Origin of the sequence: Pantoea sp. Ap-967 (genome assembly GCF_011752565.1) — a bacterium.
In the GTDB taxonomy this organism is placed as follows: domain Bacteria; phylum Pseudomonadota; class Gammaproteobacteria; order Pseudomonadales; family Pseudomonadaceae; genus Aquipseudomonas.
In genome coordinates this window covers 356,597-380,823 of sequence record NZ_VWXK01000002.1, presented here as the reverse complement: position 1 = coordinate 380,823, position 24,227 = coordinate 356,597, and the positions used below count along the sequence as shown (strand labels likewise).

At 63.1% G+C, this 24,227-nt stretch carries 22 protein-coding genes; 16 read left to right on the top strand and 6 right to left on the bottom strand.

Annotated features, from left to right (window positions below):
• Nucleotides 1–38 precede the first annotated feature (38 nt).
• Nucleotides 39–344 carry a hypothetical protein gene (locus F3J45_RS04220; RefSeq protein ID WP_167057767.1) on the bottom strand — a complete coding sequence of 102 codons (306 nt, stop codon included), beginning with the start codon at nt 342–344 and terminating at the stop codon, nt 39–41.
• Between the two features lie 344 nt (nt 345–688).
• Here F3J45_RS04220 and F3J45_RS04215 point away from each other — a divergent pair, with 344 nt between their 5' ends.
• Entirely contained in the window at nt 689–3,199 is a 2,511-nt protein-coding gene (locus tag F3J45_RS04215) for an ATP-binding protein (protein WP_167057765.1), read from the top strand.
• An 89-nt stretch (nt 3,200–3,288) separates the two neighbouring features.
• Here the strand turns inward: F3J45_RS04215 and F3J45_RS04210 are convergent, their stop codons facing one another.
• The gene (locus tag F3J45_RS04210) at nt 3,289–3,543 is read right to left on the bottom strand and encodes a type B 50S ribosomal protein L31 (RefSeq protein ID WP_167057763.1); all 255 of its coding nucleotides are present in this window, start codon (nt 3,541–3,543) and stop codon (nt 3,289–3,291) included.
• Between the two features lie 91 nt (nt 3,544–3,634).
• On the bottom strand, nt 3,635–4,276 hold the full coding sequence (locus F3J45_RS04205; protein WP_167057761.1) for a TetR/AcrR family transcriptional regulator: 642 nt from the start codon (nt 4,274–4,276) through the stop codon (nt 3,635–3,637).
• Between the two features lie 346 nt (nt 4,277–4,622).
• Here F3J45_RS04205 and F3J45_RS04200 point away from each other — a divergent pair, with 346 nt between their 5' ends.
• Nucleotides 4,623–5,579 carry an isopenicillin N synthase family oxygenase gene (locus F3J45_RS04200; RefSeq protein ID WP_205300048.1) on the top strand — a complete coding sequence of 319 codons (957 nt, stop codon included), beginning with the start codon at nt 4,623–4,625 and terminating at the stop codon, nt 5,577–5,579.
• A gap of 51 nt (nt 5,580–5,630) precedes the next feature.
• Here F3J45_RS04200 and F3J45_RS04195 read toward each other — a convergent pair whose 3' ends face one another.
• Nucleotides 5,631–7,028 carry a PLP-dependent aminotransferase family protein gene (locus tag F3J45_RS04195; protein ID WP_167057758.1) on the bottom strand — a complete coding sequence of 466 codons (1,398 nt, stop codon included), beginning with the start codon at nt 7,026–7,028 and terminating at the stop codon, nt 5,631–5,633.
• Between the two features lie 103 nt (nt 7,029–7,131).
• Between F3J45_RS04195 and F3J45_RS04190 the strand changes: the two genes are divergently transcribed.
• From F3J45_RS04190 to F3J45_RS04140, 11 genes are all read left to right on the top strand, one after another.
• The gene (locus tag F3J45_RS04190) at nt 7,132–8,370 is read left to right on the top strand and encodes an NAD(P)/FAD-dependent oxidoreductase (RefSeq protein ID WP_167057756.1); all 1,239 of its coding nucleotides are present in this window, start codon (nt 7,132–7,134) and stop codon (nt 8,368–8,370) included.
• Nucleotides 8,370–8,687: a non-heme iron oxygenase ferredoxin subunit gene (locus F3J45_RS04185; RefSeq protein WP_167057755.1), complete on the top strand. Its 318-nt coding sequence runs from the start codon at nt 8,370–8,372 to the stop codon at nt 8,685–8,687. Before F3J45_RS04190 ends, F3J45_RS04185 begins: the two co-directional genes overlap by 1 nt.
• Before the next feature lie 28 nt (nt 8,688–8,715).
• Nucleotides 8,716–9,483, top strand: a complete 768-nt coding sequence (locus tag F3J45_RS04180) for a hypothetical protein (RefSeq protein ID WP_167057754.1) — start codon at nt 8,716–8,718, stop codon at nt 9,481–9,483.
• Between the two features lie 112 nt (nt 9,484–9,595).
• A complete protein-coding gene (gene gstA, locus F3J45_RS04175) occupies nt 9,596–10,201 on the top strand; it encodes a glutathione transferase GstA (protein ID WP_167057753.1) in 606 nt (201 codons plus the stop codon).
• 694 nt (nt 10,202–10,895) lie between these two features.
• Complete coding sequence (locus tag F3J45_RS04170; RefSeq protein WP_167057752.1) at nt 10,896–11,441, top strand: sugar dehydrogenase complex small subunit; 546 nt, start codon at nt 10,896–10,898, stop codon at nt 11,439–11,441.
• A complete protein-coding gene (locus F3J45_RS04165) occupies nt 11,434–13,059 on the top strand; it encodes a GMC family oxidoreductase (protein WP_167057751.1) in 1,626 nt (541 codons plus the stop codon). Before F3J45_RS04170 ends, F3J45_RS04165 begins: the two co-directional genes overlap by 8 nt.
• Before the next feature lie 10 nt (nt 13,060–13,069).
• Entirely contained in the window at nt 13,070–14,401 is a 1,332-nt protein-coding gene (locus tag F3J45_RS04160; protein ID WP_167057750.1) for a cytochrome c, read from the top strand.
• A gap of 60 nt (nt 14,402–14,461) precedes the next feature.
• Complete coding sequence (locus F3J45_RS04155) at nt 14,462–14,947, top strand: heme-binding protein (RefSeq protein WP_167057749.1); 486 nt, start codon at nt 14,462–14,464, stop codon at nt 14,945–14,947.
• A gap of 280 nt (nt 14,948–15,227) precedes the next feature.
• The gene (locus F3J45_RS04150) at nt 15,228–16,436 is read left to right on the top strand and encodes an MFS transporter (protein ID WP_167057748.1); all 1,209 of its coding nucleotides are present in this window, start codon (nt 15,228–15,230) and stop codon (nt 16,434–16,436) included.
• 42 nt (nt 16,437–16,478) lie between these two features.
• Nucleotides 16,479–17,696 (top strand): MFS transporter, encoded by a 1,218-nt coding sequence (locus F3J45_RS04145; RefSeq protein ID WP_167057885.1) that lies wholly within the window; start codon nt 16,479–16,481, stop codon nt 17,694–17,696.
• Nucleotides 17,697–17,810: 114 nt separating this feature from the next.
• Nucleotides 17,811–18,413, top strand: a complete 603-nt coding sequence (locus F3J45_RS04140; RefSeq protein WP_167057745.1) for a TetR/AcrR family transcriptional regulator — start codon at nt 17,811–17,813, stop codon at nt 18,411–18,413.
• 566 nt (nt 18,414–18,979) lie between these two features.
• On the opposite strand, the gene F3J45_RS29820 is transcribed toward F3J45_RS04140, so the two are convergent.
• Nucleotides 18,980–19,936, bottom strand: a complete 957-nt coding sequence (locus tag F3J45_RS29820; protein WP_205300388.1) for a GrpB family protein — start codon at nt 19,934–19,936, stop codon at nt 18,980–18,982.
• 236 nt (nt 19,937–20,172) lie between these two features.
• Between F3J45_RS29820 and F3J45_RS04125 the strand changes: the two genes are divergently transcribed.
• From F3J45_RS04125 to F3J45_RS04115, 3 genes are all read left to right on the top strand, one after another.
• On the top strand, nt 20,173–20,667 hold the full coding sequence (locus tag F3J45_RS04125; protein ID WP_205300387.1) for an RNA polymerase sigma factor: 495 nt from the start codon (nt 20,173–20,175) through the stop codon (nt 20,665–20,667).
• Complete coding sequence (locus F3J45_RS04120) at nt 20,664–21,578, top strand: FecR domain-containing protein (RefSeq protein ID WP_167057739.1); 915 nt, start codon at nt 20,664–20,666, stop codon at nt 21,576–21,578. Before F3J45_RS04125 ends, F3J45_RS04120 begins: the two co-directional genes overlap by 4 nt.
• A 77-nt stretch (nt 21,579–21,655) precedes the next feature.
• Nucleotides 21,656–24,043, top strand: a complete 2,388-nt coding sequence (locus F3J45_RS04115) for a TonB-dependent siderophore receptor (RefSeq protein WP_167057736.1) — start codon at nt 21,656–21,658, stop codon at nt 24,041–24,043.
• Nucleotides 24,044–24,072: 29 nt separating this feature from the next.
• Here the strand turns inward: F3J45_RS04115 and F3J45_RS04110 are convergent, their stop codons facing one another.
• A complete protein-coding gene (locus tag F3J45_RS04110; RefSeq protein WP_167057733.1) occupies nt 24,073–24,201 on the bottom strand; it encodes a TonB-dependent receptor in 129 nt (42 codons plus the stop codon).
• Between the last annotated feature and the right edge of the window lie 26 nt (nt 24,202–24,227).

Genomic DNA, 24,227 nt, shown 5'->3' with positions numbered 1-24,227 from the left:
CACCAGGGCGGCTGGGCCGCCTTGGTGCCAGGGCGCGATCAGCGGTCTTTATCTTTGCGTTGTTGATCGTCGCGGGCATGCTGGCCACCCATGGCGCCAGCCTTGTCAGCGGTTTTCGTGTCGCGGTCGTGGGTGGCTGACTGGCCGCCTTGACGGCCGGTGTCCTTGGTTGCGTCCCAATCCTTGTTCATCTTGTCGTCCGGCATTTGCCCGGATTTCTGACCGCCTTGGTGCTTGCCGCCCATATCGCCCCCCGCGCCATGGCCGCCTTGTTGGCCAGTCTTGCCCATGTCGGGCTTGGTGGTGCCGCCTTGGTGCGCACCTTTGTCTTGATTGTTCGCCATGATCGCTTACCTCAAGTCAAACACAGGAAGGTCTGTGTTCAGTTGTGACCGTTGGAAAAGTGCCGGGCGCTGCAAACTTTTTCGCTTTTTCAGACGAGGCGCTTCAAGTACCTCGGGGCAAACCTTTAGCGGATGAAAGGCCTGCGGTAATAGTTAAGGCCCAAGGGTCGCCGATGGTTTAAATTGAAGGCCCTGCTCCTGCGACGTTTACCGATATGGACTCTGGCGATCAACAACCGCTCCTGCACCCCATTTGCCCTCGACGTGGTGAGGTGGCCGCACGGCTTGGCCTTGTCGAGTGGGCGGCAACGCCTTTTGGCAGCAGGGAGCAGTGGCCGGAGGCGTTGAAGCATGCCTTCTCGTTCCTGCTGAGCTCGGATTTGCCGTCGGCCATCCTGTGGTCGGGCGAGCGGGCGGTGCTGTACAACGACGCCTGGGTGCCAGCCATGGGCCATCGCCATCCTACCGCCCTGGGCCGGCCGGCGCACGATGTGTGGACAGCCGTGTGGCCGCGTGTGGCGCCGCAGCTCGATGCGGTGATCGAGAGCGGGGCGTTGCTGCTGCTGTCGGACTCCGAGTTCCCCGTGCGGCTGGACCGGGAAAAGCCGTGGGCGTTCAGCCTGAGCCCGCTGCGCGGCGCGGACGGGCAGGTGGCCGGGGTGCTGGTGCAAGGCCAGGAGGTACGCGCGGCGGCGATCGAGCCGGTGCCGTCGCACATCACCCTGGGCCGTGACCGCAGGATGTTCGACCAGGCGCCTGGGTTCATCACCATTCTGCGAGGCCCGGACCACGTGTTCGAATTCGTCAACGAAGCCTTCCGGCGGAGTTTCGGTGAGCGCGGCTACCTCAACCGGTCGGTGCGCGAGGTGTTCCCCGACCTGGAAGGGCAGGGTTATTACGCCTGGCTGGACAACGTGTACGCCACCGGTGAACGCTTCGTTGCCAACGGGACAGCGATTTCCCTGTACTGGGGCGACAAAGGCAAGGCCACGCGCTTTCTTGATTTCGTCTATGAACCGGTGTTCGACGACAACGGCGTGGTCAGCGGCATTTTCTGCGAGGGCTTCGACGTCACCGACCGGGTGGAAACCGAGCAGGCCTTGAGGGAAGAGAGCCGGATCCTGGGGATTTTGCGTGACATCAACGCAGCATTCGCCAGTGACCTGAACCTGGAGCGCATTGTCCAGAACCTGACGGACGCCGCCATGGCACTGACTGGCGCGGCCTTTGGCTCGTACTTCGCCAACGAGGTCGATGAAACCGGCGCCCACCTGAAGCTCTACACGTTGTCCGGGGCAGACCGCGCGGCGTTCGAGAAACTGGGCCACCCGCGCGCCACGCCGGTGTTTGCGCCAACCTTTCGCAATGAGGGCGTGGTGCGGTCCCTGGATATCCTGACCGACCCCCGTTATGGCCAGTTCAAGCCCCACCATGGCATGCCCAAGGGCCACCTGCCGGTGCGCAGTTACCTGGCGATTTCCGTGGTGTCCAGAACCGGCGATGTGCTGGGCGGGCTGTTCTTCGGCCACCCGGAACCAAACCGCTTTACCGAGCAGCATGAGCAGTTGATCGTGTCGCTTGCCGCGCAGGCGGCGGTGGCGATCGACAATGCCCAGCTGTACCGCCAGGTCCAGCAGGCCAAGGCCACGCTAGAAGAGCGGGTGGCGCAGCGCACCGAGGAGCTTTACCAGGCCAACGAGGCGCTGCGCCAGGCGCAGAAAATGGAAGCGCTCGGCCAGCTCACCGGGGGCATTGCCCACGACTTCAACAATATTCTGGCTGGCATACTGGGCAGCGCCGACTTGCTGTCCCGGCGTTTGAAGCAGGGCAAGGCCGACTCCAGCGAGCGCCTGCTCAACGGCATCCAGGTCAGCGCCAAGCGCGCCGCCTCGCTGACCCAGCGCCTGCTGGCGTTCTCGCGTCGCCAGACGCTCGACCCGCGCCCCACCGATATCAACGTGCTGATTGCTGAGCTGGTGGACCTGATCAACCGCTCGGTGGGGCCGGCCATCACGGTGATCACGCACCTGGAGCCGGACACCGGGCTTGCGCGCATCGACCCTGCGCAACTGGAAAGTTCGCTGCTGAACCTGGCCATCAATTCGCGTGACGCCATGCCCGATGGCAACGGTGCCATCTCGATCTCCACGCACGTGGTCGAATTCCAGGGGGAGGCTGCGGTGCAGGTGGACCTGCCGGCGGGGGAGTACATCGTGATTTCGGTGGCTGACACCGGTACTGGCATTTCGGCGGAGAATCTCAAGCGTATCTTCGACCCGTTCTTCACCACCAAGCCGCTGGGGCAGGGCACCGGGCTGGGCTTGTCGATGGTGCACGGGTTCGTGCGCCAGTCCGGTGGGCAGGTGGACGTGCACTCCAAGGAAGGCGTGGGCACCACCATGCGCCTGATCCTGCCCAGGTTCGACGGGCAGTTGCATGCCCAGGTAACCGAGGAGGTGGGGGAGCGGTCGGTTCCGGGTGACAAGGTTGGGCGCATCCTGGTGGTGGACGACGAGCCGGTGGTGCGCATGTCGATGGTCGATACGCTGCGCGAGGCGGGCTATGAGGTCGAGGAAGCCGAGGAGGGCGCGGGTGCCTTGCACCTGCTGCGCAGCCCGCGCCCGTTCGACCTGCTGGTGACGGACGTTGGCCTGCCGGGTGGGTTCAACGGCCGCCAGGTGGCCGATGCGGCGCGCCTGGAACGGCCTGAGTTGCGCGTGCTGTTCGTCACGGGGTTTGCCGAGGCCTCGGTGCTCAAGGGTGGGTTCCTGACCCCGGGCACGGCGTTGATCACCAAGCCATTCGAGATAGCGCTGCTGTTGGAGAAAGTCGCGGGGATGTTGCAGCAGCCCTGACTAACGCGCGCCGCGAGCTGTGCTCGCGCCTACCGGGGACTGCATTGGCCTGGTAGGAGCGAGCGCAGCTCGCGAAGGGCCGAGCCTGCCTACTTGCTGGTGAATGCCGCGAAGCGCTTGTTGAACCCTGCCACGCGGCCCTCGGTCTTGGCCTTGCGTTCCTGGCCGGTATACACCGGGTGCGAGGCGCTGGAAACGTCGAGGGTGACGTAGGGGTACGTCTTGCCATCACTGTGCTCGAAGGTCTTGTCCGTGTCGATGGTCGAGCCGATCAACCAGAACGCATTGGCAGACACGTCGTGGAACAGGACCGGGCGGTAGTCGGGGTGGATGCCGGGTTTCATGTCATCGTCCTATGGAATGATATAAAGTTACATTTAGATAGAGATAATGACTCTCATTACCGGCAATGTCCAGCCCCGTGTTCGCCAGATGTCAGCCAGGCACGTAGCCATGACGGGCATGGAACCTGTCCATTTCTTTCTGCAGGGGCGGGTGCTGGGTCAGCAGCCTCACGTACTCCGGGAGGCGCTTCATGCGGGTGCCGGTGTCTTCGCTGATTTGCATGGAAATGTAGCCGATCTGGATCAGGTAAAGCCCGCGCGAGCACACATCTGCGGTCAGGTCTATTACGCCAAAACGCCTGAACATGTCGGCAATGGCCGCGATCCGCTGGGCATCTGCGGTTTCGATCTCGGCGGCGATGGGCGCCGACTGTAATGCCCAACTGCGCATCGCGAACTCCAGGCGGGCATCGAAGATGGCCTGGTCGAACCAGCAGTCGGTCACGTTGAGCACCGCTTCCTGAAGGCTGTCGGCATAGGCACCTGCCTGGCGGACGATGCTGCCGGTGTTCTTCTCCCGCCAACGCCCCACCAATGCGTCGAGCAACGCTTCGCGGTCCTGGAAAAACCAGTAGAAGCTGGTGCGCGACTGGCCCAGTTTCTTGGCCAGCGGAAGGATTCGCACCGAATCGATACCCGATTCCAGAAACAGCTCGAAAGCCCCTTCCAGCCATGCATCAGCGGTTCCCCGGGCCGGGTTCTCAAGGTCGTTCTGCTTGTTTGGATGTGCCATCTGTACCTCAACTGAAGCGTTGATCTCGGTGGGGCATTGGCAGGAGCAATGCCGCGCAGGAGACGCCCGCAGACTCAAGATTGCCCTGAGCATACACCGGCTGCAGCCCGCGCCGGGCGGCGCAACTATTTTCTTCGGCAAATCAGTGGATTATCGAAATCACCAGTACACATGTGTTCTTGTTACTTGACACTAGTGTCTAGTGGTACCAATCTTGGCTCGTCGAGGCGTGCTGAAACACGCAGCGACCAGCCAGCGAACAGGCATCAGAACCACCACCAAGCCATTGGTCAGCCATATCCAACAACAAGAGGGCAGTGCTATGCGCAGTAGTGTTAATCGGAGCTTGAACAGCAAGACCACGTCGTTCCACGAGATCCCGGTGGTTGACTTGACCACGCTGCTGGACGGCACGGACTGCCAGAAGGTGGCCAGGGAAATTGGCCATATCTGCGAAAACATCGGCTTTCTCTACATCAAGAACCACGGTGTTCCGAAAAGCCTGATCGAAGACGCCTACCGGCTTACCGCCGAGCTGTTCGCGCTGCCCGCCGAGGAGAAGGAAAAACTCAGCATCGTCCACCACGGTGAAGTGTTCCGCGGCTACATTCCGATGTACACGGAGAACGCCGACCCGCAGAACACCCGGGACCGCAAGGAAGCCTACGATTTGGGTAAACACTACGATGAAGTGTCGCGCTTCTTCGGCCCCAACCCGATTCCGCCCACCATCGCCGGCTTTCGCGAAGTGTTCGAGCTGTACCACGAGCACATGATGCGCCTGGCCCGCAAACTGATCAGTGCCATTGCCCTGAGCCTCGACCTGCCGCCGGATTACTTCGAAAAGTTGCAGCGCAAACCGATCACCATTCACCGCCTGAACTACTACCCGCCGCAGAACGGGCCACTGTCCCTGGGTGAGCTGGGCACAGGCGCGCACACTGACTATGGCTTCCTGACCATCCTGCACCAGGACAACATCGGTGGCCTGCAAGTGCAGAACCGTGATGGCGATTGGGTGAGCGCGCCTCCGGTGGACGACACCTTCGTCGTCAACATCGGCGACCTGGTGCAAACATTGACCAATGACCGTTACCCGGCCACGTTCCACCGGGTGATCAATACCACCGGCAAGGCGCGCTACTCGATTCCGTTTTTCATCGACATGGATTACGACGCCGTGGTCGAGCCTGTGCCGACCTGCGTGTCGCCAAGCAACCCGGCCAAGTATCAGCCCTACACCTGCGGTAACTACAAGTACGGAAAATTCCTGGCCACCTACACGCACTTGCAAACGGCCTAACGGTTGGGGGAATTGAACCGGGCCCGACGCGCCATGCGCTTCGGGCCTTGTTCATGCCTGGCTGTACATGGCCTCGACCAGCTGGCGCAATTGCTCGCAACGCTGCGTTGTCCAGGGGGCCGAGAAGTTGAGCGCCATGAAGTTCGCGAAGGCTCCCGCAGGCGAGAAGAACGGCCCGGGTATGAAGGCAAAGGTGTCGCTGGTGGCGGTCTGGGCGAGCTTCATCGAATCGAAGCCGCGCGGCCCCCTGACCCAGCACATGTAGCCACCGTGGGGGGCGGAGACAGTCACCTTGCCAGCCGAGGCCGCCTTGAGCAGGCCCATGCCTTGCTGCATGCGCTGGCCCAGTTTCAGGCACGTGGCGCGCAGGTCACGCTCGGCCTTGCGCCCCGCCAGGTATTCGGCCAGCGCCGCCTGCAGCGCCGGGTGGGGGAGGTAGGTGGCGCCCAGGTGGCGGTTGGCGCTCATCTGCGCCGCGTATTGGCCCGCCATGACCCAACCGATTTCGAAAGCAGAGGAAAGGTACGATGCCGTGCCACCGAACTGCACCACCGTGGCGCCGCTGTCGAACTCCGCCAGCGAGGCGCTGCGCAGCGCTCCATGGCCGAGCTCTGCCGCCATGTCGTTCTCGATGATCACGGCACCGTGACGCCGGGCGGCGGCCACCAGCCGTTCCAGGGTCGCCCGGCTGTAGGTCACGCCGGTGGGGAAGCGGTTGCAGCCCATCAGCACGCACAGCTTTACGCCTGTGCTGTTGAGGATGTGCTCGAACTGCTCGGGGTCGATGCCCAGTTGCGGGTGCGAATAGATCTCCAGCGCCTTGATACCCCGGTGGCGCAGGCTTTCCAGCACCGGGTGGAACGACGGGCTTTCCACCAGCACCGGGCTTGCGCCTTGCGCCAGGCTGTCGAGGCAGAGGTTGAACGCCTCCATGGCCGAGCGGGTGACGATGACCTGGTGCGGCTCGCAGAACAGCTCCCTGCGCCCGGCCCGTTGCAGCAGGGCTGTAATCAGATGCGGGTGGCCGTCCGGCGCTTGTTCCGGGCGCGGGTGAGTATGCAGCAAGGCGCGGCGCAAGGTTTTGTTCAACCCTTCGCTGTCGACCAGTTCGGCATCTGGCAGCGTGGCCGCCGAAGCCAGGGCATGAAAGTGCGGGCGCGCCAGGGATTCGTCCAATGCCCGCACGGTGTCGGCGGGCATCACCGGCATGTCTTTGGCAAAGCGATGAACGCTGGTTTTGCCGGGGCTGCACAGGTAGAAACCGGAGCGGTCGCGGGACTGGCACAGGCCTTGGGATTCCAGCAATTCGTAGGCGCGGTAGGCGGTGACGACACTGCAGCCGGTTTCGCTGGCCAAGCGGCGCAGGGACGGCAGCTTGGCGCCTGGGGCGATCAGGCCGGCGTCGATGCGTTTGCGCAGCAGCTCGGCAATGGCTCTGAAACGCTGCATGGAGTCTCCAATCTGTACTACTTGAAATCACGAAAATGTGTGCATTGTAGTACAGGTGGTGGCTCGCTACAGTCCTCTCAACCGGTAACGCTGGGAGGGTCCCATGGAACAGTTCGTGATCATCGGCGGCGGCGCGGCCGCCCACCAGGCGGCAAGAAGCCTGCTACAAGCCAAACCCCAGGCGCGCCTTGCGATGGTGAGCCAGGAGCCGCAGTTGCCTTATGACAGGCCTCATCTTTCCAAGGGTTTTCTGACTGGTGACAGCCTGTCGCCGGCCATGCTCGGCGGGCACGAACTGTACGGCGAGCCGCGCGTGGAGTGGCTGGGCGGGGCATCGGTGGGCGAGATCGACCGCGATAATGCACGGGTGCACCTGGGAAGCGGCGCAGCACTGGCCTACGACAAGCTGATAATTGCCACCGGCTCTCGTGCGCGCAGGCTTCCCAGTGAAGTGGCCCGGGCGCCGGTGCATTACCTGCGAACCTTCGAGGATGCGCTGGCGCTGCGCAGCCAACTGGTCAGCGAGGCCCGCGTGGTGATCATCGGGGGTGGTTTCATCGGCCTGGAAGTGGCCGCTGCTGCCCGCCAGCGCGGCTGCCGGGTGACGGTGATCGAGGCGCAGGCACACTTGCTGGCGCGCACCGGGTGCGCGGCGCTGAGCCATTGGGCCCAGGCGCTGCATGTGGAAAACGGGGTGGAGGTTCAGTTGCAGGCGCAGGTGGCGGCCATCGAGCCTGGCCCATTGGGCAAGGCCCGGGTGCAAACCTCGGCCGGGCCTGTGTTGGCCGATGTGGTGGTGGTGGGCATTGGCGTGCAAGCGAATGCGGAACTGGCCCAGGCCTGTGGCCTGGACGTGGCCGATGGCATCGTTGTCGACAGGGCCTGCGCGACCCGCGACCCGGCCATTTTCGCAGCGGGGGAGGTTACCTGCTACCCGGTCACCCACCTGGGCGTGCGCACCCGCTCGGAGTCCTGGACGGCCGCCGGGGAGCAGGGCAGCGTGGCTGGCCGCGCTGCCGCAGGCGATGCGGCGGCAGCCTATGGTGAGATGCCATGGCTGTGGTCCGACCAGTACAGCAGCACCCTGCAATGCCTGGGCCTGCCGCAGTTGGCAGGCAAGTACGCCTACCTGGGTGATGTGCACGCTGGGCAGTGGCTGGCACTGGGGTGGGATGATGAAGATCGTCTGGTGTGCGCCATTGCCGCGAATCGCAACCGCGATATCTCGGCGATCCGGCGCGCAATCAAGCGCAACGAGCCCCTTGCCGAGCTGTACGCTTCGGCCCTGGTTTCGGCGCAACGCACAACAGGGGAACGCACCCCGGCACGGAGGGTTGTCTGATGGAAGCTGTCTGGACCAAAGTCTGCGAAGCGCAGCAGGTGTTGCCGGATTCGCCGTTCGCCTGTGAAGTCGATGGCAAGATGATTGCCGTCTACCAGGTCGAAGAGCGTTACTACGCCACCGAAAATGTGTGCCCGCATGCCTATGCGCTGCTGTCGGACGGCTGGCTGGAGGGCACCGAAATCGAATGCCCGCTGCACGGCGCGCGCTTCGATATCCAGAGCGGGGCGGTGCTGGAGGGGCCTGCCGAGTGCGGCCTGAAAACCTACGCCGTGCGCGTTGAGGCCGGCGAAGTGCAGTGCATCATTCCGGCCTGAACCGAACATCCATCCGCGAGGAACGCTTATGCATGTGATCGACGCTTTGAGAACCGATTTCTACGAAGTCGAGTTGAACGGCACGCCCGCCAGCAGCGGTGATGTGTTCGCCAACTGGAACGCCCACGACCGCCTGGGCGTATTGATTTACGAGCCGCTGGCCGCGCTTGGCGCCACCCACCTGATCCAGCTGGCGTGCATGTGCTTTTACGATTCCAAGCCAGTTCGCCGCACCGAGCGCAAGGTCTACCCGGAGATGTTCGCCATTCACGTGGGGGGCTGGTGGGGAGGGCACGGCAACTTCGACTTCTGGCCGCCCCGGCGCGAGATCCAGGTGGCGGATGACCCACGCGAGGTGCTGGGCGCCTTGAACGACTTCGGCATTACCCGCCTGGCGTTGCCGGAGCGCCCGGTGCGCGACATCACCCACCGGCGCAAGGAAGAAGACTGCGCACTGGACCGGCTGGTAACGGCGGTGATGTACAGCCCAAGTGGCCGGGTTGCCGCGCCGGACTTCACCATCCGCAGCAACAACCGGCGCAGCGAGCGGGATGTGCAGCGGGTGATCCACCCGGCCCAGCTTTCCGAGCAGAGCATCGCCCAGCTGGAAAAAACGGCGGTGCCGGTGAAGGAAACGGATGCCGATTTCATGCCGCGCCAGATAGCGCTGAACGTCAACGTCAGCGAGGCCCTGCGCGCGCAGGCCGAGCGCAATCGCGATGCGCTCAAGGTCGATGGGCTGATCACCGAGTCGTACCGGTTCGCCGACCTGGCGCAATCGCTCAAGTGCCTGTGATCGGTGGCCACACCTTGTGGGCGCTCGGCTTTTGGTGTCATATCGGCTGGGTTGCAGAGTATTTCGCCGCGCCAGCCGCCTTACGGCTGGCCTTACCTCACGGGAGAAAACGATGAAACTGTTCTACACGCCAGGTGCCTGCTCACTCTCGCCGCACATCGTGCTCAACGAACTGGGCTTGCCCTACACCGCCGAAAAGGTCGACCTCAAGCAGCACACCACGGCCAGCGGCGCAGATTTCTACGCCATCAACGCCAAGGGCTACGTGCCAGCCTTGCAACTGGACAACGGTGAGGTGCTCACCGAAGGCCCGGCCATCATCCAGTACCTGGCCGACCAGAAGCCCCAGGCTGGCTTGCTGCCGCAAGCGGGGTCGCTGGAGCGGGCGCGGGTGCAGGAATGGCTGAACTTCATCGGCACCGAGTTGCACAAGACCCTTGCCGCGCTATTCAACCCGAGCATCACCCCGGAGGCCAGAAGCAAGACCGTGGAAACCTTCGGCAAGCGCCTGGGGGTAGTGGACAAGGCCTTGCAAGGCAAGGACTACCTGAGTGGCCAGCATTTCAGCGTGGCGGATGCCTACCTGTTCACCATCGTCAACTGGGCACCGATGTTGAAGGTCGACCTATCCCCCTGGCCGGCCGTGGTCGCGTTCCAGAAGCGCGTTGCCAGCCGCCCGGCGGTGCACAAGACCCTGGAAGCGGAAGGCTTGATCTGACGGTTGCGTTGCCTGCAATTCAGGCCCAGGCCGGCGCCGCCCCGGTAGGAGCGAGCGTAGCTCGCGATGGGGCGCGCAGCGGCCCCAGGGTTTCAGCTTCGCGGCTTGGAACGCCGGGGCTGCTTTGCAGCCCATCGCGAGCTGCGCTCGCTCCTACAACGATGGCTTTGGCCATGGCGAGATTAAAGTGGGCGGTTATCGAACGCTCCAGTGAAAAATTTCCTTTGGTATCAAGCCGTTGAAAAGGCTACCTACTGAAAGCACCCGTGCGCTTGGCCGCTATCGCCCGCCTGGAACAGAGCCTGTCTGTTCCTATTTCGGCCACCGGGCTCCAGTGGGCAATTGCACGGGGTACTTGCAGGGCGGGTAGGGCATTCCGACCCCGAAAATACTGAGGACGACTCGACACTTCGCGTTGAAATCACTCAATGCGCCTGCATGCACAAAAGTCCGAACAGAGAGCGTTTCACTCAACAGTAGTTGTGTTGGAATGACCTCGGGCTAGCATTATTTCAATGCGCAAAACTACTCGCCTTAAGTCTAGCAATAAGACGACAAAGCCTTCTAAAACAGGCTTTTCAGCGTTTTAAAAAGTTAACTACACATTTAGTAACATGTGATACGGTGCCGCCGCCCAAAAAGGGGAGCCTATGCCTATCCCTCTTGGGCAGCTTCCCATTCATTGGTAATTCCCATGCTTAGTAGACGAGAGTTCTTTGTCTCCAGCGGCGCTGGCATGATGCTGCTGACGCTGGGCGCACCCAAACTTCTGCCCAAGGCCCTGGCGGCCGGCGGCGCCCTTGAAGTCCCTGCTGCCCCGGCCCCGTTCATCTCACTTGCAGACCAGCTTTCCGGCCAGATCGGTGTCGATCGCGAGCTGATCGACCTGGTGCACCAGAAGCTTCAGCCAACGCTGCCCGGCCTTGACCAATTGGTCGAGCAACTGCTGGCCACGCTTCCTGAACTGTCCGCCCTCCCGACCCCGGCCGAGCGCCTGCAAACGCTGGCCAGCCTGAACCCGGACCTGAAAAGCCTGTTCCTGCGCCTGAACACTGCGCTGTACCTGGGCACCGTCGAGGACGGTGACGGGGTGCGCGAATGTGTCGCCTTCGAAAGCGTGGCGGCCTACCAGGCAGTGTCCGATTTCGTCCAGCCCCCAAGCTACTGCACCTCAAGCCCGAATTTCTGGGTCAACCCCCCTGCCTACGCCCTGCAAAAAGATAGCGAACGCCATGCCTGATTCGAATTCCACCCCCCTGTCGGCCGATGTGGTCATCATCGGTGCCGGCGCCGCCGGTGGCGCTGCGGCCGTCAAGTTGCTGCGCAAGGGCCTGTCGGTGCTGATGCTGGAAGCCGGCGCACCGTTGGACCAGGCCATGCTGGTGTCCAACTATCGCAATGGCGCATACAAGAACAACCACATGGCGCCGTACCCGATGATGCCCTGGGCGCCGCACCCGAACTTCGTCCCGCACGACAACGGCTACCTGATCCAGAAGGGCCCGGCCCCGTATACCGCGCAATTCATTCGCGGTGTGGGCGGCACCACCTGGCATTGGGCAGGGCAGGCCTGGCGCCTGATCCCCAACGACTTTCGCATGCAGAGCCTGTACGGCCAGTCGGTCGACTGGCCCATCAGCTACGACGACCTCGAACCCTATTACTGCGAAGCGGAGATCGAGATGGGCGTCTCCGGTGGCGGCACGCTGGCCGGTGACTACGGCTCGCCGCGCTCGATGCCTTACCCGATGGACGTGCTGCCGTTGCCCTACGGCTTCGAGCGCCTGCGCCAACGCTACGAAGCGGTAGGCCTGGAGCTGCTGCCTGGCCCGCAAGCGCGCAACAGCGCGGCCTACGACGATCGCCCGGCGTGCTGCGGCAACAACAACTGCATGCCCATTTGCCCAATCGGCGCCCAGTACAACGGCAGCATGTCGGTGCGCCGCGCCCAGGGGCTGGGCCTGAACCTGATCAGCAACGCGGTGGTGTTCAAGCTTGAAACCGGGGAGGGCAACCGTATCGTCGCGGCCCATTTCATCGACCAGAACAAAGCGGTACACCGGGTTACCGGCAAGCATTTCCTGCTCACCGCCAATGCCATGGAAAGCGTGAAGATCCTGCTGATGTCCAAGGATGAGCGCAACCCCAACGGCGTGGCCAACGCCACCGACCAGGTTGGCCGCCGCTTGATGGACCACCCGGCGAGCGCCGTCGAGTACCTTGCCGACGAACCCCTGTACATCGGCCGTGGCCCAATGTGCCCAGGCAGCATCAACAACACCCGCGACGGCGCTTTCCGCAGCGAGCGCTCGGCCTTGCGCATCGATGTGCACAACGACAACCCGACCCGCTACCTGACCGAGAAATACGTGGCCCAGGGTTACTACGGCAAGGAACTGAACGAGAAGATCAAGCGCGATGGCGAACGCTTCGTGCTGCTCAAGTCGATGTTCGAGATGCTCCCAGACCCGGAAAACCGCATCGTCCTGAGCGACCAGAAAGACGCCTGGGGCATTCCGAAAATGGAAATCCACTACCGCTTCCCCGAGTACGTGCACCGTGGCTACGACGTCTGCCGCGAGCACTTCGCCGACTGCGTGAGCGCATCCGGTGGCACCGAGGTGAAGTTCTCCGAGCGCGGCCAGTACACCAACAGCCAGCACATCACCGGCACCCTGAGCATGGGCAGCGACCCGCACACCTCGGTGTGCAACAAGCTGGCCCAGGCCCACGACCACGACAACCTGTACTTCGGGGGCACCGGCGTGATGCCGACCGCAGCGCTGGTCAACTCGACGCTGACCGGGGTGGCGCTGTCGCTGCTGGCCGCCGACAGCATCATCAAGGCTTCGGTGTGAGGAGCGGCGCATGCTGATGAAAACAGGATCGACAAAACGCCGCGCCCGCTGGCGGGTGCTGGCATTGACCGGTGTCGCCGTGGCGGTGGCCGCAGGCATCGGAGCAGGTGGCGTGATCTGGAAGCAATCGCAGATCGAAATGCCCACCGCCAGGCCCGGGCAGGACAGCGCAGCATTGATCGAGCGTGGCCGAGCCGTGGCGTTGGCCTCGGATTGCGTGGCTTGCCACACCGTCGATGCGCGCAAGCCCTATGCCGGTGGCATGGCCTTCGACACACCGTTTGGCAGGCTCTATTCGACCAACATCACCCAGGACCCGGTCAACGGCATCGGCAGCTTCACTGACGCCGAGATCGTCGGCTCGGTGCGCAATGGCATCTCCCAGCACGGCAGGCGCCTGTACCCGGCCATGCCATACACCTCGTACACCGGCATGTCCGACGACGATGCCCTGGCGCTGGTGGCCTACCTGCGCACGCTCAAGCCAATCGACAGCAAGCCGCCGGAAAACACCATGGGCTTCCCGTTCAACCAGCGTTGGGCCATGGCCTTCTGGAACGTGATGAACTTCCAGTCCGGGCGCCAGTTGCCGGTGGCGGGCAAGAGCCCGCAGTGGAACCGGGGGGCCTACCTGGTGCAAAGCCTGGAGCACTGCGGTGAATGCCATACCCCGCGCAACTTCATCCAAGGCCTTGGCCACCCGGACCTGGGCGGTGGCAACCTGGGGGCCTGGAAGGCCTACGACATCACCGGCGGGCAAAGCGGTGTCGGCTCCTGGAGCGATGACGAGCTGTTCACCTACCTCAAGACCGGCGCCGTGCATGGCAAGGCCAACGCTGCAGGCCCAATGGCCGAGGCGGTGGAAAACAGCCTGAACCACTTGCCCGATGCCGACCTGCACGCCATGGTCGCCTACCTGCGCGACCTGCCGGCTAGCGGCGCCCCGGGCAGCGCGCCTGCGCGTACCGGCCAGGGCCAGGCCTACACCGGCACCACCGCGCTGCGCGCCAGCCACCCGCAGTACGACCCGGGCAGCGACGCATTGGGCGGCGAGGTGATGTTCAACGCCAACTGCGCCACCTGCCACGCGGTCACCGGCAAGGGTGTGGGCGAATACCCACGGCTATTCGGCAACAGCGTGCTGGGCGCCGCCGAGCCCACCAACCTGGTGTCGGTGCTGCTGCACGGCGTGCATCGCAAGGTCGACGGCCAGGAGGTGTTCATGCCGGGCTTTGCCAACCTCAGCGATGCCCAGCTTGCGACCCTGAGCACCTTCCTGTTCAAGCAGTTCGGCAACTCCGAGGTGGCCGTTACCGCCGCGCAGGTGGCCGAGCTGCGCTGAGGCGCTTTCCTCACGTGCCCGGCTGGCCGGGCGCGTTTTCAATGTCATCAGGAGAATTTCATGTTCGTACGATTGCTGTTGTCCGCCACGCTGGCCCTGGGCGTCTGTGCTGGCGCCCAGGCTGGCGGCCCGGTCGCGTTGCCTTCGACCAAGCAACTGGACCTGGCGGCTGCCGAGCGCATCGCCCAGGCTGCTGACCAGTACGCCAAGCAACAGGGCTGGGTAGGTTCGATCGCCGTGGTCGACAACGCCGGTTACCCCATTGTCGTTCGCCGCATGGACGGTGCCACCGCGATCAGCGCTGAGCTGGCCATGCGCAAGGCCAAGGCCTCGGCGCTGTTCGGCGCGCCCAGCGTGAACTTCGAAAACCGCGTGAACGATGGCCACCCGGCGCTGTTGGCACTGGACGTTACCACCTTGGCCGGCGGCCAGCCGATTCTGGTGGAGGGCAAGGTGATCGGTGCGGTGGGGGTTAGCACGGCGGTGGGGGCGCACGACGACCCGATTGCCGTGGCGGGCAGCCATGCCCTGGAGGGGGCACGCTGATTCCCCACTCGCCGCCTCGACAAGCCCGCTCCCACAGGACCCGGTAGGAGCGAGCGCAGCTCGCGATGGGCTGCAAAGCAGCCCCAGCGTGATGAATTGCGAAGCTGAAGACCTGGGGCCGCTGCGCGCCCCATCGCGAGCTGCGCTCGCTCCTACCAAGGCGGCGCCGGGCTGCTCACTGCTTTACATTCAGTTCGTATGATAATAAGGTTTTTAATCATACGAAGCGTATGTATGCAGCTGAATCAGTTCGGCTGGCCATCGATAAGGAGCGTCGACCATGTTCAGTACCTACCGTGGGTTGTTCCAGGCAAAAGGCGCGAAGGGGTTCGTCCTGGCCGGGCTATTGGCCAGGATCCCATTACCGATGACCGGTATCGGAATCATCACCCTGCTGTCGCAGGTCCGTGGCAGCTACGGCCTGGCAGGGGCCGTTTCGGCGACCTTCGTGATGACCTATGCCCTGGTCTCGCCACAGATCTCGCGTCTGGTCGACCGCTACGGTCAGCGCCGGGTATTGCCGGCTGCTGCCGCGGTAAGCGTGCTGGGTATCCTGCTGCTACTGGCCTGCAGTGACCTGCAGAGCGCCGATTGGACGCTGTTCGTTGGTGCTGCGCTGGCCGGCTTCATGCCCAGTATGTCGGCGATGGTGCGCGCACGCTGGACTGCCATCTACCGCGGCAAGCCGCAGTTGCAGACGGCCTTTTCCCTTGAAACTGTGCTCGATGAGGTGACCTTCATTGCCGGCCCACCGATTTCAGTGGGATTGAGCGTGGCCGTGTTACCCCAGGCCGGGCCTCTGGCTGCTGCGGTATTGCTGGCCATGGGTGTCGCTGCCCTGGTAGTGCAGGTGAGTACCGAGCCGCCGGTAGAGGCCACCGCGACCCGCGGCCGGGACAGCGTGTCGGTGATTCGCCTCGCCGATGTGCGGCTGCTGACCCTGCTGATGGTTGCCATGGGTGTGATCGTCGGGACTGTCGATATCGTCAGCGTGGCCTTTGCCGAACACAGGGGCACACCGGCTGCAGCCAGCGTGGTGCTGTCCTGCTATGCCATGGGTTCCTGCGTGGCGGGGCTGGCGTTTGGGGCCACGAAATGGCAGACGCCCTTGCGCAAGCTGCTCCTGTTGGGTGGCGCAGCCACCGCGCTGACCACGTTGCCGTTGCTGCTGGCGGGGAACATTTTCGAGCTGGCCGCCGCAGTGCTGGTCGCCGGCCTGTTCTTTGCCCCGACCATGATCGTGGCGATGTCGCTGGTGGAGCGTGTTGTGCCAGAACGCAAATTGACCGAAGGCATGACCTGGCTGCTTGCTGGCCTCAATGTCGGCGTTGCCGCTGGGGCCGCGGCCTCGGGCCAGGTGGTCGATCTGCTGGGCGCCAAGGCAGGTTTCAACGTTGCGCTCTGCGCTGGCTTGGCGGTCTTGCTGGCAGCTTTGTGGGGCTATTTCAGCATGCGCGATCGATCTGAGCAGGTGTCCTATGGGCTTTGACGGATCTTTAGCATTCGCTGAAATCGAATGGAGCCTGCAATCATGAGTACCACTGCATCGGCCGGCGCCAAGTCGACGGCCTGTCACCCCTGGCTGGCGGTCACTGCCGTAGGCTTGGCAACCTTCTCTGTGGTTACCACCGAAATGCTTCCCGTCGGTTTGCTGACGGCGATAGCCGAATCCCTGGAGATCTCGACGGGCGCAGCCGGGCTGATGATCACCTTGCCTGCGCTGTTGGCAGCGCTGTTCGCGCCGCTGGTAGTGATTGCGGCCGGGCGCCTGGACCGCCGATGGATCTTGTGCAGCCTGCTGGGGCTGTTGGTGATCGCCAACGTTGTGTCGGCATTGGCACCTACTATGCCTTGGATGCTCGCTGCTCGGGTTCTGGTGGGGCTGTGCATGGGCGGGATCTGGGCGATTGCCGGTGGCCTTGCTGCGCGGCTGGTGCCAGGCCGCTCGATAGGTTTGGCCACCGCGATCATCTTTGGCGGAGTGGCGGCGGCGTCGGTGTTGGGCGTGCCAGTGGGGGCGCTGATCGGCGACCTGGCTGGGTGGCGTTGGGCGTTCGGCAGCATGGCTATGCTCTGCGCACTCGTGCTACTGATTCACCTAGCCGTCCTCCCGCGCTTGCCAGTGAACAGCTCGGTAAGGCCGAGCCAGTTCGCCGCGCTGTTGGGCAACCGTACATTGCTCGCCGGGCTTGCCTTGACCTTGCTGTTGGTGGCAGGGCACTTCATGGCCTTCACCTTCGTCCGCCCCTTGTTGCTCTCAGTGTCGGGGGTTGGCGTGCAGTGGATTAGCGTGCTTCTGTTCGCCTACGGCATTGCCGGCATTATCGGCAACTTTCTCGCCGGCCTCGGCGCTGCGCATTCTACCTTGCGTACGCTCATGGCGATTGCCGTCGGGCTGCTCCTGACACCGATATTATTGCTTGCTCTGGGGGGCTCGCCTGTTGGCAGTGGGGTGCTGTTGGTGGCTTGGGGGCTGGCCTATGGTGGGGTGTCGGTGAGCCTGATGACCTGGATGATGAAAGCCGCACCAGGGGCAGTGGAGGTCGCTACCGCGTTGTATGTCGGGGTGTTCAATGTGGGCATTGCACTTGGCTCGTGGGGCGGTGGGCAAGCCGTCGACAGGCTCGGTCTGGCGACCAATCTGTGGTTCGCCAGCGCCCTGGCCGGGCTGGCATTGCTGCTGGCTTGTGTCATCGGCGTTGGCAATGGCAAACGGCAGGCGGACAGCCGTGCCCAATCCTCCACGTAGCGTTACCTGGGCCTGGGTATGCTTGCCAGCGCACCTGACGATCATGACAATGCACGCAGGCTGTATCGGTAGATCAGCATCCCCTTGAGCCGCGTTATCAACTGGAGCCGCTGGATGGTTCGCCGTACCCGTGCCGCAATGGAACAAACCCGCGCCTTGTTGTTGGAAACGGCACGCCAGGTATTCACTGAGCGGGGATATGCCGATACCTCGATGGATGACCTGACCGCGCAGGCGGGCCTGACGCGGGGGGCGCTGTACCATCACTTTGGTGACAAGCAGGGCTTGCTCAAGGCGGTTGTCGATCAGCTAGATGCCGAGATGGATGAGCGGCTGCGCGCCATTACCGACACCGCCGATGATGCCTGGGACGGCTTTCATCGGCGCTGCCGCGCCTACCTCGAAATGGCGCTGGAACCGCCCATCCAGAGGATCGTGCTGCGTGATGCAAGGGCCGTGTTGGGCGGTGGCTCACCGGATGCCCAACAGCATTGCGTGGAGTCGATGCAACACCTGATAGAAAACCTGATCGAGCAGGGCGTGGTAGCTGATGTCCCCGCGCAGGCGCTGGCCTCGTTGATTTATGGCAGCTTGGCAGAAGCGGCCGTATGGATAGCTGAGGCAGAAGACGGGCCTACGCGCCTTGCTCAAGCGACCACGGCACTGGAGCTGCTGATGCGCGGTTTGTTGAAAGATCATGGGACGGCTAGCTATTAACTTGGCTTTCTAAAAGCTGGCGTGAATCCCTGTGGGAGCGGGCTTGCCCGCGAACACGGGCGAAGCCCGTGCCATGCACCGTGGTTTCTTCTTTGCGGCTAAACCCGCTCCCACAAAGGCTCAGTTCCCTGTGCGACAGCGCAGCCCGCAGGGCTAGGCTATCTCCCACAATTATTGCTGTTGGGCTCAACGGCGGCTTCGAGTCGTTAGCGGTCACTCGGAATGGCTGCTATCGACCCATTGCGGCCGTTCACCGTGACATCGTCTGCGCCTATGAGATCGAGCGCCGCCCGCTCCTACGTTTGTTTCGAGCCAGTGACGCCTGTGCCAATCGCGTCATGTGCCAAAGCCTTCGTGCACTAACCTCACAGGAATAATTGGCCCGAAATAGACGTAGGAGCGAGCACAGCTCGCGATGCGCCGCGCGGGCGGCGCTCGATCTCATAGGCGCTGAAAAATTCACGGCGAACACATCCGAACACCGCGCTAACCCCAAGGTATGGATCGTCCACAATGGGTCGGTCTCAGCCATTCGCTAATGACCGCTATCGAACCATTGCGGACACTCATGGACTTTCAAATAGGTAGTGTTGCAGGTCGCATCGAGCCTTATCACCTAGCAGACCAACCGTCACCTCGATCCCTGCCTGCCGAAGGATTTCGATTCCTGCTCCAGCATTTCGTGGGTCGGGATCGAGCATTGCGACATGTACCCGCGAAACGCCAGCGCTCACCAAGGCCAACGCACATGAAGGTGTGCGGCCTGCGAACGAACACGGTTCCAGAGTCACGTAAGCGGTCAACTCGCCAAGACCACTTTCCAGAAGCGAAAGCGCCATCGCTTCCGCGTGATGATCTCCAGGCGGCTGAGTGAAGCCGAAGCTCACGACGCGCCCTCTGCGAACAATCACACAGCCCACCGGTGGGTTCGGCAGGCACGCCGGCAGGGCACGCCTACCATGGGCTAGCGCTTGATTCATGAATGCTCTGTCGCTGTCGTCGAACGTGCGTTGATCCAGAGCAAGCGGCATACCGGACAGCGCCGTCCGAATGAATGGCGCCTTTTTTTCTAGATACTCAGCCATCCCACCCGTATTGCTCGACTCCAACTGATACTTCAGCACTTCATACTGCTGACGGATCGAGCCATTGCGCCTCAGTAGATCCCTGAACTTCAACATGTTGATGACCGCAAGGTGGTTCCGCGTGCAAACATGGAGTTTGTGCGTGCGAACCCCATCCACATTGCGCCGGTAGAAATGATGTCCGTCCGATAGATCACTCCCGCGCACATACCTCAACCCCAGCAATACGCTATCGCGCGCCGGCGCATCCCGATGCGCTTCAACTTCAATGAGTACATCGATCTCGGGCTTTGCCGCCAACCCAGGAACAGCTGTGCTACCTACGTGGTGGATGGCATAGAGTTCTTCGCCGAACGCCGAGGCAATGCGCGGCTTGTCGGCCAGAAAACGCAAGGGCCATGCTGAGTCGTAGGAAGTGATTTTGCTGGTCAATGCCATGTCCAATCCTTGGCGGCAAACACGAAGGGCGCCGGATTGTCCCTCAAGCCAAGAGCAACCTCAATGACTGCATTTCGCATGTTGATATCCGCTCGATCAACAGGGGAGATCATGGCGCGGCTAGCCATAAACTCGCTGTAAAGAATGATTCCCATTTGCCCTGAGGGTTGCAGCGGCCTATGATCCGCGCTCTTGCTGAGGGTGGGGGCCGTGCAATGGAGTGGAAAGGCATTAACTTGCAGTGGGCATATTCCGACCTGCTGCTGGGGATTGGGCGGCACACCCAGTGCATGCAACGCGCGTGCGACGTGCTCCACGATGCCTTCGTGCGCTACGTGCTGGCGTCTCAGCGGCGGCCCATCGAGCAGCCCAATGCCTACCTGCGGCGCATCGCCCACTCGGTGCTGATCGACCATTTCCGTGAGGCACGGCGCTATGTCGGGCTGCCCGAGGGCGAAGGCACGCTTGAGCCATTGATGACCGTCTCCGGCCAAGGCGCTGTTGCTCCGTCGGCTGAACACCTGGCGGACCTGGCCCAACGCCTGGACGCGCTGCAACGCATTCTCGATTGCCTGCCACCGCGGTGCCGAGAGGTGTTCTGGCTGGCCCGCATCGAAGGCCGGCGGCAGCCGGAAATCGCCACGCTGCTGGGGATTTCGTTGTCGGCGGTGGAGCGTCACCTGATTCGCGCAATGCTCGACCTGCGTGCGGCCCGGGCGTTGTTGTCGTGACGGATGCCCGCCATCAGGCCGCACGCTGGTTTGCTCGCCTGCTCGAATTACCCAGCGACCACCCTGAGCGTGCCCGCTTTGCCCAATGGCTGGCGGCCGACCCACGGCACGCCGAGGAGTACCAGGCGTTCACCGACCTGTGGGAGGGTTTTGCCCATACCTCGCAGACTCAAGCGTTGGCGGGGGCGATGGAGGGCGTAAAGCGCCGCAGGTTGCTCGGTGGCAGTTTGTTTGGGCTGCTGGCGATATCGGGCCTTGGGGGCTGGTTGGCATGGTCGCGCCTGGTCGGGCGCGAGCTGCGTTACGCCACCGGTATCGCCGAGCAGTTGGCGGTCGAACTGGAGGACGGCAGCCAGCTGACCCTGGACGCCGACACACGCTTGCTGGTGCGCTATACCCGCCAGGAGCGGCACCTGGTGCTGTTGCACGGGCGGGCCATCTTCGGTGTGCAACGCGATAGCCAACGGCCGTTTCTGGTCGAGGCCGGCTTGGCCCGGGTGCGGGTATTGGGCACACGTTTTGTGGTCGAGCGCCTGCCTGAGCAGGTGCAAGTCAGCGTTGAGCACGGGCGCGTGCAGGTCGACAGTGACACCGAGCAGGCCTTGCTCGAAGCCGGCCAGGTAGTGCGCTGCGACGCCGCTGGGCAGCTCACCCGCCTGCACCGTTCGGCCGCGGCGGCATTCAGCTTCGCTGACGGCAACCTCAGCTTCGAGGACGCCAGCCTGCAAGAGGTGGCTGCGGTGCTGTCACGCTACCTGCGGCGCCCCCTGAAGGTCTTCGGCCAGTCACCGCGACGGCTATCGGCGGTGGTGCAACTGGGGGATATCGAAACGTTCGTCCAGACCCTGCCAGCCTTGGCCAACGCCACCCTGCAAACGCGTGAAGACGCCACCTGGCTATTGCCTCGTTAATTTTTTTGCAGCGGACATCAGGGAAATGCGGCGCTCCTGCGTCAGGGAGTATCCATCCCATCAACGAGAGATGCCCCATGCTGTACAACGCCTCCCGAAGCCTGGTCGTAGGCTCGGCCCTGGTTCTGAGCATTCCGGCCGTTGCCGCGAGCTTCGACTTCGACTTGCCTGCCCAGCCTCTGTCCCAGTCCCTGCGCCAGATTGGCTTGCAGGCCGGAGTGAGCCTGGCCTTCGACGAGCGAACCGTCGCTGGAAAATCCGCGCCAGCGCTCAAAGGGCGCTACGACACCGAATCGGCGGTGCGCATGGTGCTGATGGGCAGTGGCCTGAGCCTGGATACCCAAGGTGCGGTGTGGCTGATCGCAGCCCCTGCCGGCGATAGCCTGGAACTGGATGCCACCACGGTGAACAGCAGTGGCCTGGGCGAAACCAGCGAAGGCAGCGGCTCGTATACCACCGGCCCCCTGCGCGGTGCGACCAAGCTGCCGTTGACCCTGAAAGAAACCCCGCAATCGGCAACGGTCATCACCCGCCAGCGCATTGACGATCAAAAGCTCAACTCGCTCAACGATGTGGTCAAGACCACCCCAGGGCTGACCGTGCAGATGCTCGGCGCCGACCGCCAGCGTTACTACGCCCGCGGGACGTTGATCGACAACCTGATGTACGACGGCGTGCCCACCACCATCGGCGGTGGCGGCTCGGACGCCGTGGACGCCGCCGACATGGCCATGTTCGACCGTGTCGAGGTGGTGCGCGGCTCCACCGGCTTGATGCAGGGCGCCGGCAACCCATCGGCATCGATCAACATGGTCCGCAAGCAGCCCACTGCCACGCCCCAGGCCAGTGTCCAGGTGAGCGGCGGCAGTTGGGACCGCTACCGTGGTGAAGTCGACGTATCCGGCCCGTTGAATGAACAGGGGAGCCTGCGCGGGCGAATGGTGGGCGCCTATCAGGACTACCACAGCTTCCAGGACCACGCCCAGACCGAGCGGGGCCTGTTCTACGGCGTACTGGCAGCGGACCTCAGCGATGCCACCACCCTCACCGTTGGCGCCTCGCGCCAGAAAGACAACCAGAACACGACCTGGGGTGGCCTGCCGATGGCTGCGAACGGCAGCGACCTGCACCTGTCGCGGTCGACCTACCTGGGCACCGACTCGGACTTCTGGGACAAGACCAGCGAAATGGCGTTCCTCAGCCTTGAACAGCGCCTGGCCCGCGATTGGAAGCTGCAGTTCAACATCAACAAAACCTGGAGCACCCTCGACCTTGCCGCCACCAAGGTGATCGATCCCAACCTGAACAACGTCTTCAACCTGCAACTGGCCGACGCGATGTACCACGACCGCCAGAGCAGCTACGACCTGTTCGCCAGTGGGCCGTTCCAGTTGTTCGGGCGTGAGCATCAACTGGTGGTGGGCACCAGCCGCTACCAGGAGAAGTACCTGTACAACGGTGCCAGCTACCGCATCCTGGCCAACGGCATCGACCTGAACAGCTGGGACCCGTCGAGCATTGCCAAGACCCGGTCCCCGCGTGACAGCGACCGCCAGGCGATCGATATCAACCAGAAAGGTTTGTACAGCACGGTGCGCTTCAAACTGGCCGACCCGTTGACGCTGATTCTCGGTGGCCGACTGGACTGGTACGACTACTCCACCGACTACTACTGGAGCAACGGCACGCCGGGGCACGCCAGTTACAAGGTGACCCGCAACGTCACCAAATACGCAGGGCTTGTCTACGACTTGAACGAGCAGTATTCGGTGTACGCCAGCTACACCGATATCTTCAAACCACAGAACTACCGCGCCGCTGACAGCAGCCTGATTGAACCGGTGGTGGGCAAGAACTACGAAGTAGGGCTCAAGGGGGCGTGGTTCGAGGGTTTGCTCAACGGCACCCTGGCGGTGTACCGCATGAACCAGGTCAACCGTGCCTTCCAGCTCAGCGATGCCCTATGCGGCAACACCGGGGTCGCCTGCTACGGCGCCTCGGGCAAGGTGCGCAGCCAGGGCATCGACCTTGAGCTGCAAGGCGCACTGACGCCTCGCTGGCAGGTGGGCGGTGGCTATACCTTCAACGCGGTCAAGACCGTGCGCGACAGCAACGCCGCCAACGAAGGCAAGAACTTCGATACCGACCTGCCGCGCCACCTGTTCAAGCTCACCACCACCTACACACTGCCTGGGCTGCTTGATCGGTGGCGCGTGGGCGGGACGCTCTACACCCAGAGCCGGGTTTACAACAAGGGCACCGGTTACACCATCGAACAGTCCGGCTACAGCCTGGTGGACCTGATGCTCGGCTACAACCCGACCGAGCATATAGAAACCCAGGTCAACTTCAATAACGTGTTCGACCGCCGTTACTACGCCAGCATCGGCGACAGCCCGGTACGCGGCGAAAGCATCTATGGCATGCCCAGGAACGTGATGATGAGCCTCAAGTACAGGTTCTGAAGGTGCAGGCCGCTGCCCAGCGGTGAACGTCAGAAGCTGCCGCGCACGGTCACCGTGTAGTTACGCGGGGTGCCATAGCGGCGGCCGCCCTGATCTTCGTAGTAGTAGCGGTCGAAGATGTTGTTGGCGTTGAGCTGAACGTTCCAGTGATCGTCCAACTGGTAGCGCGGCAGAGAACGTCTGG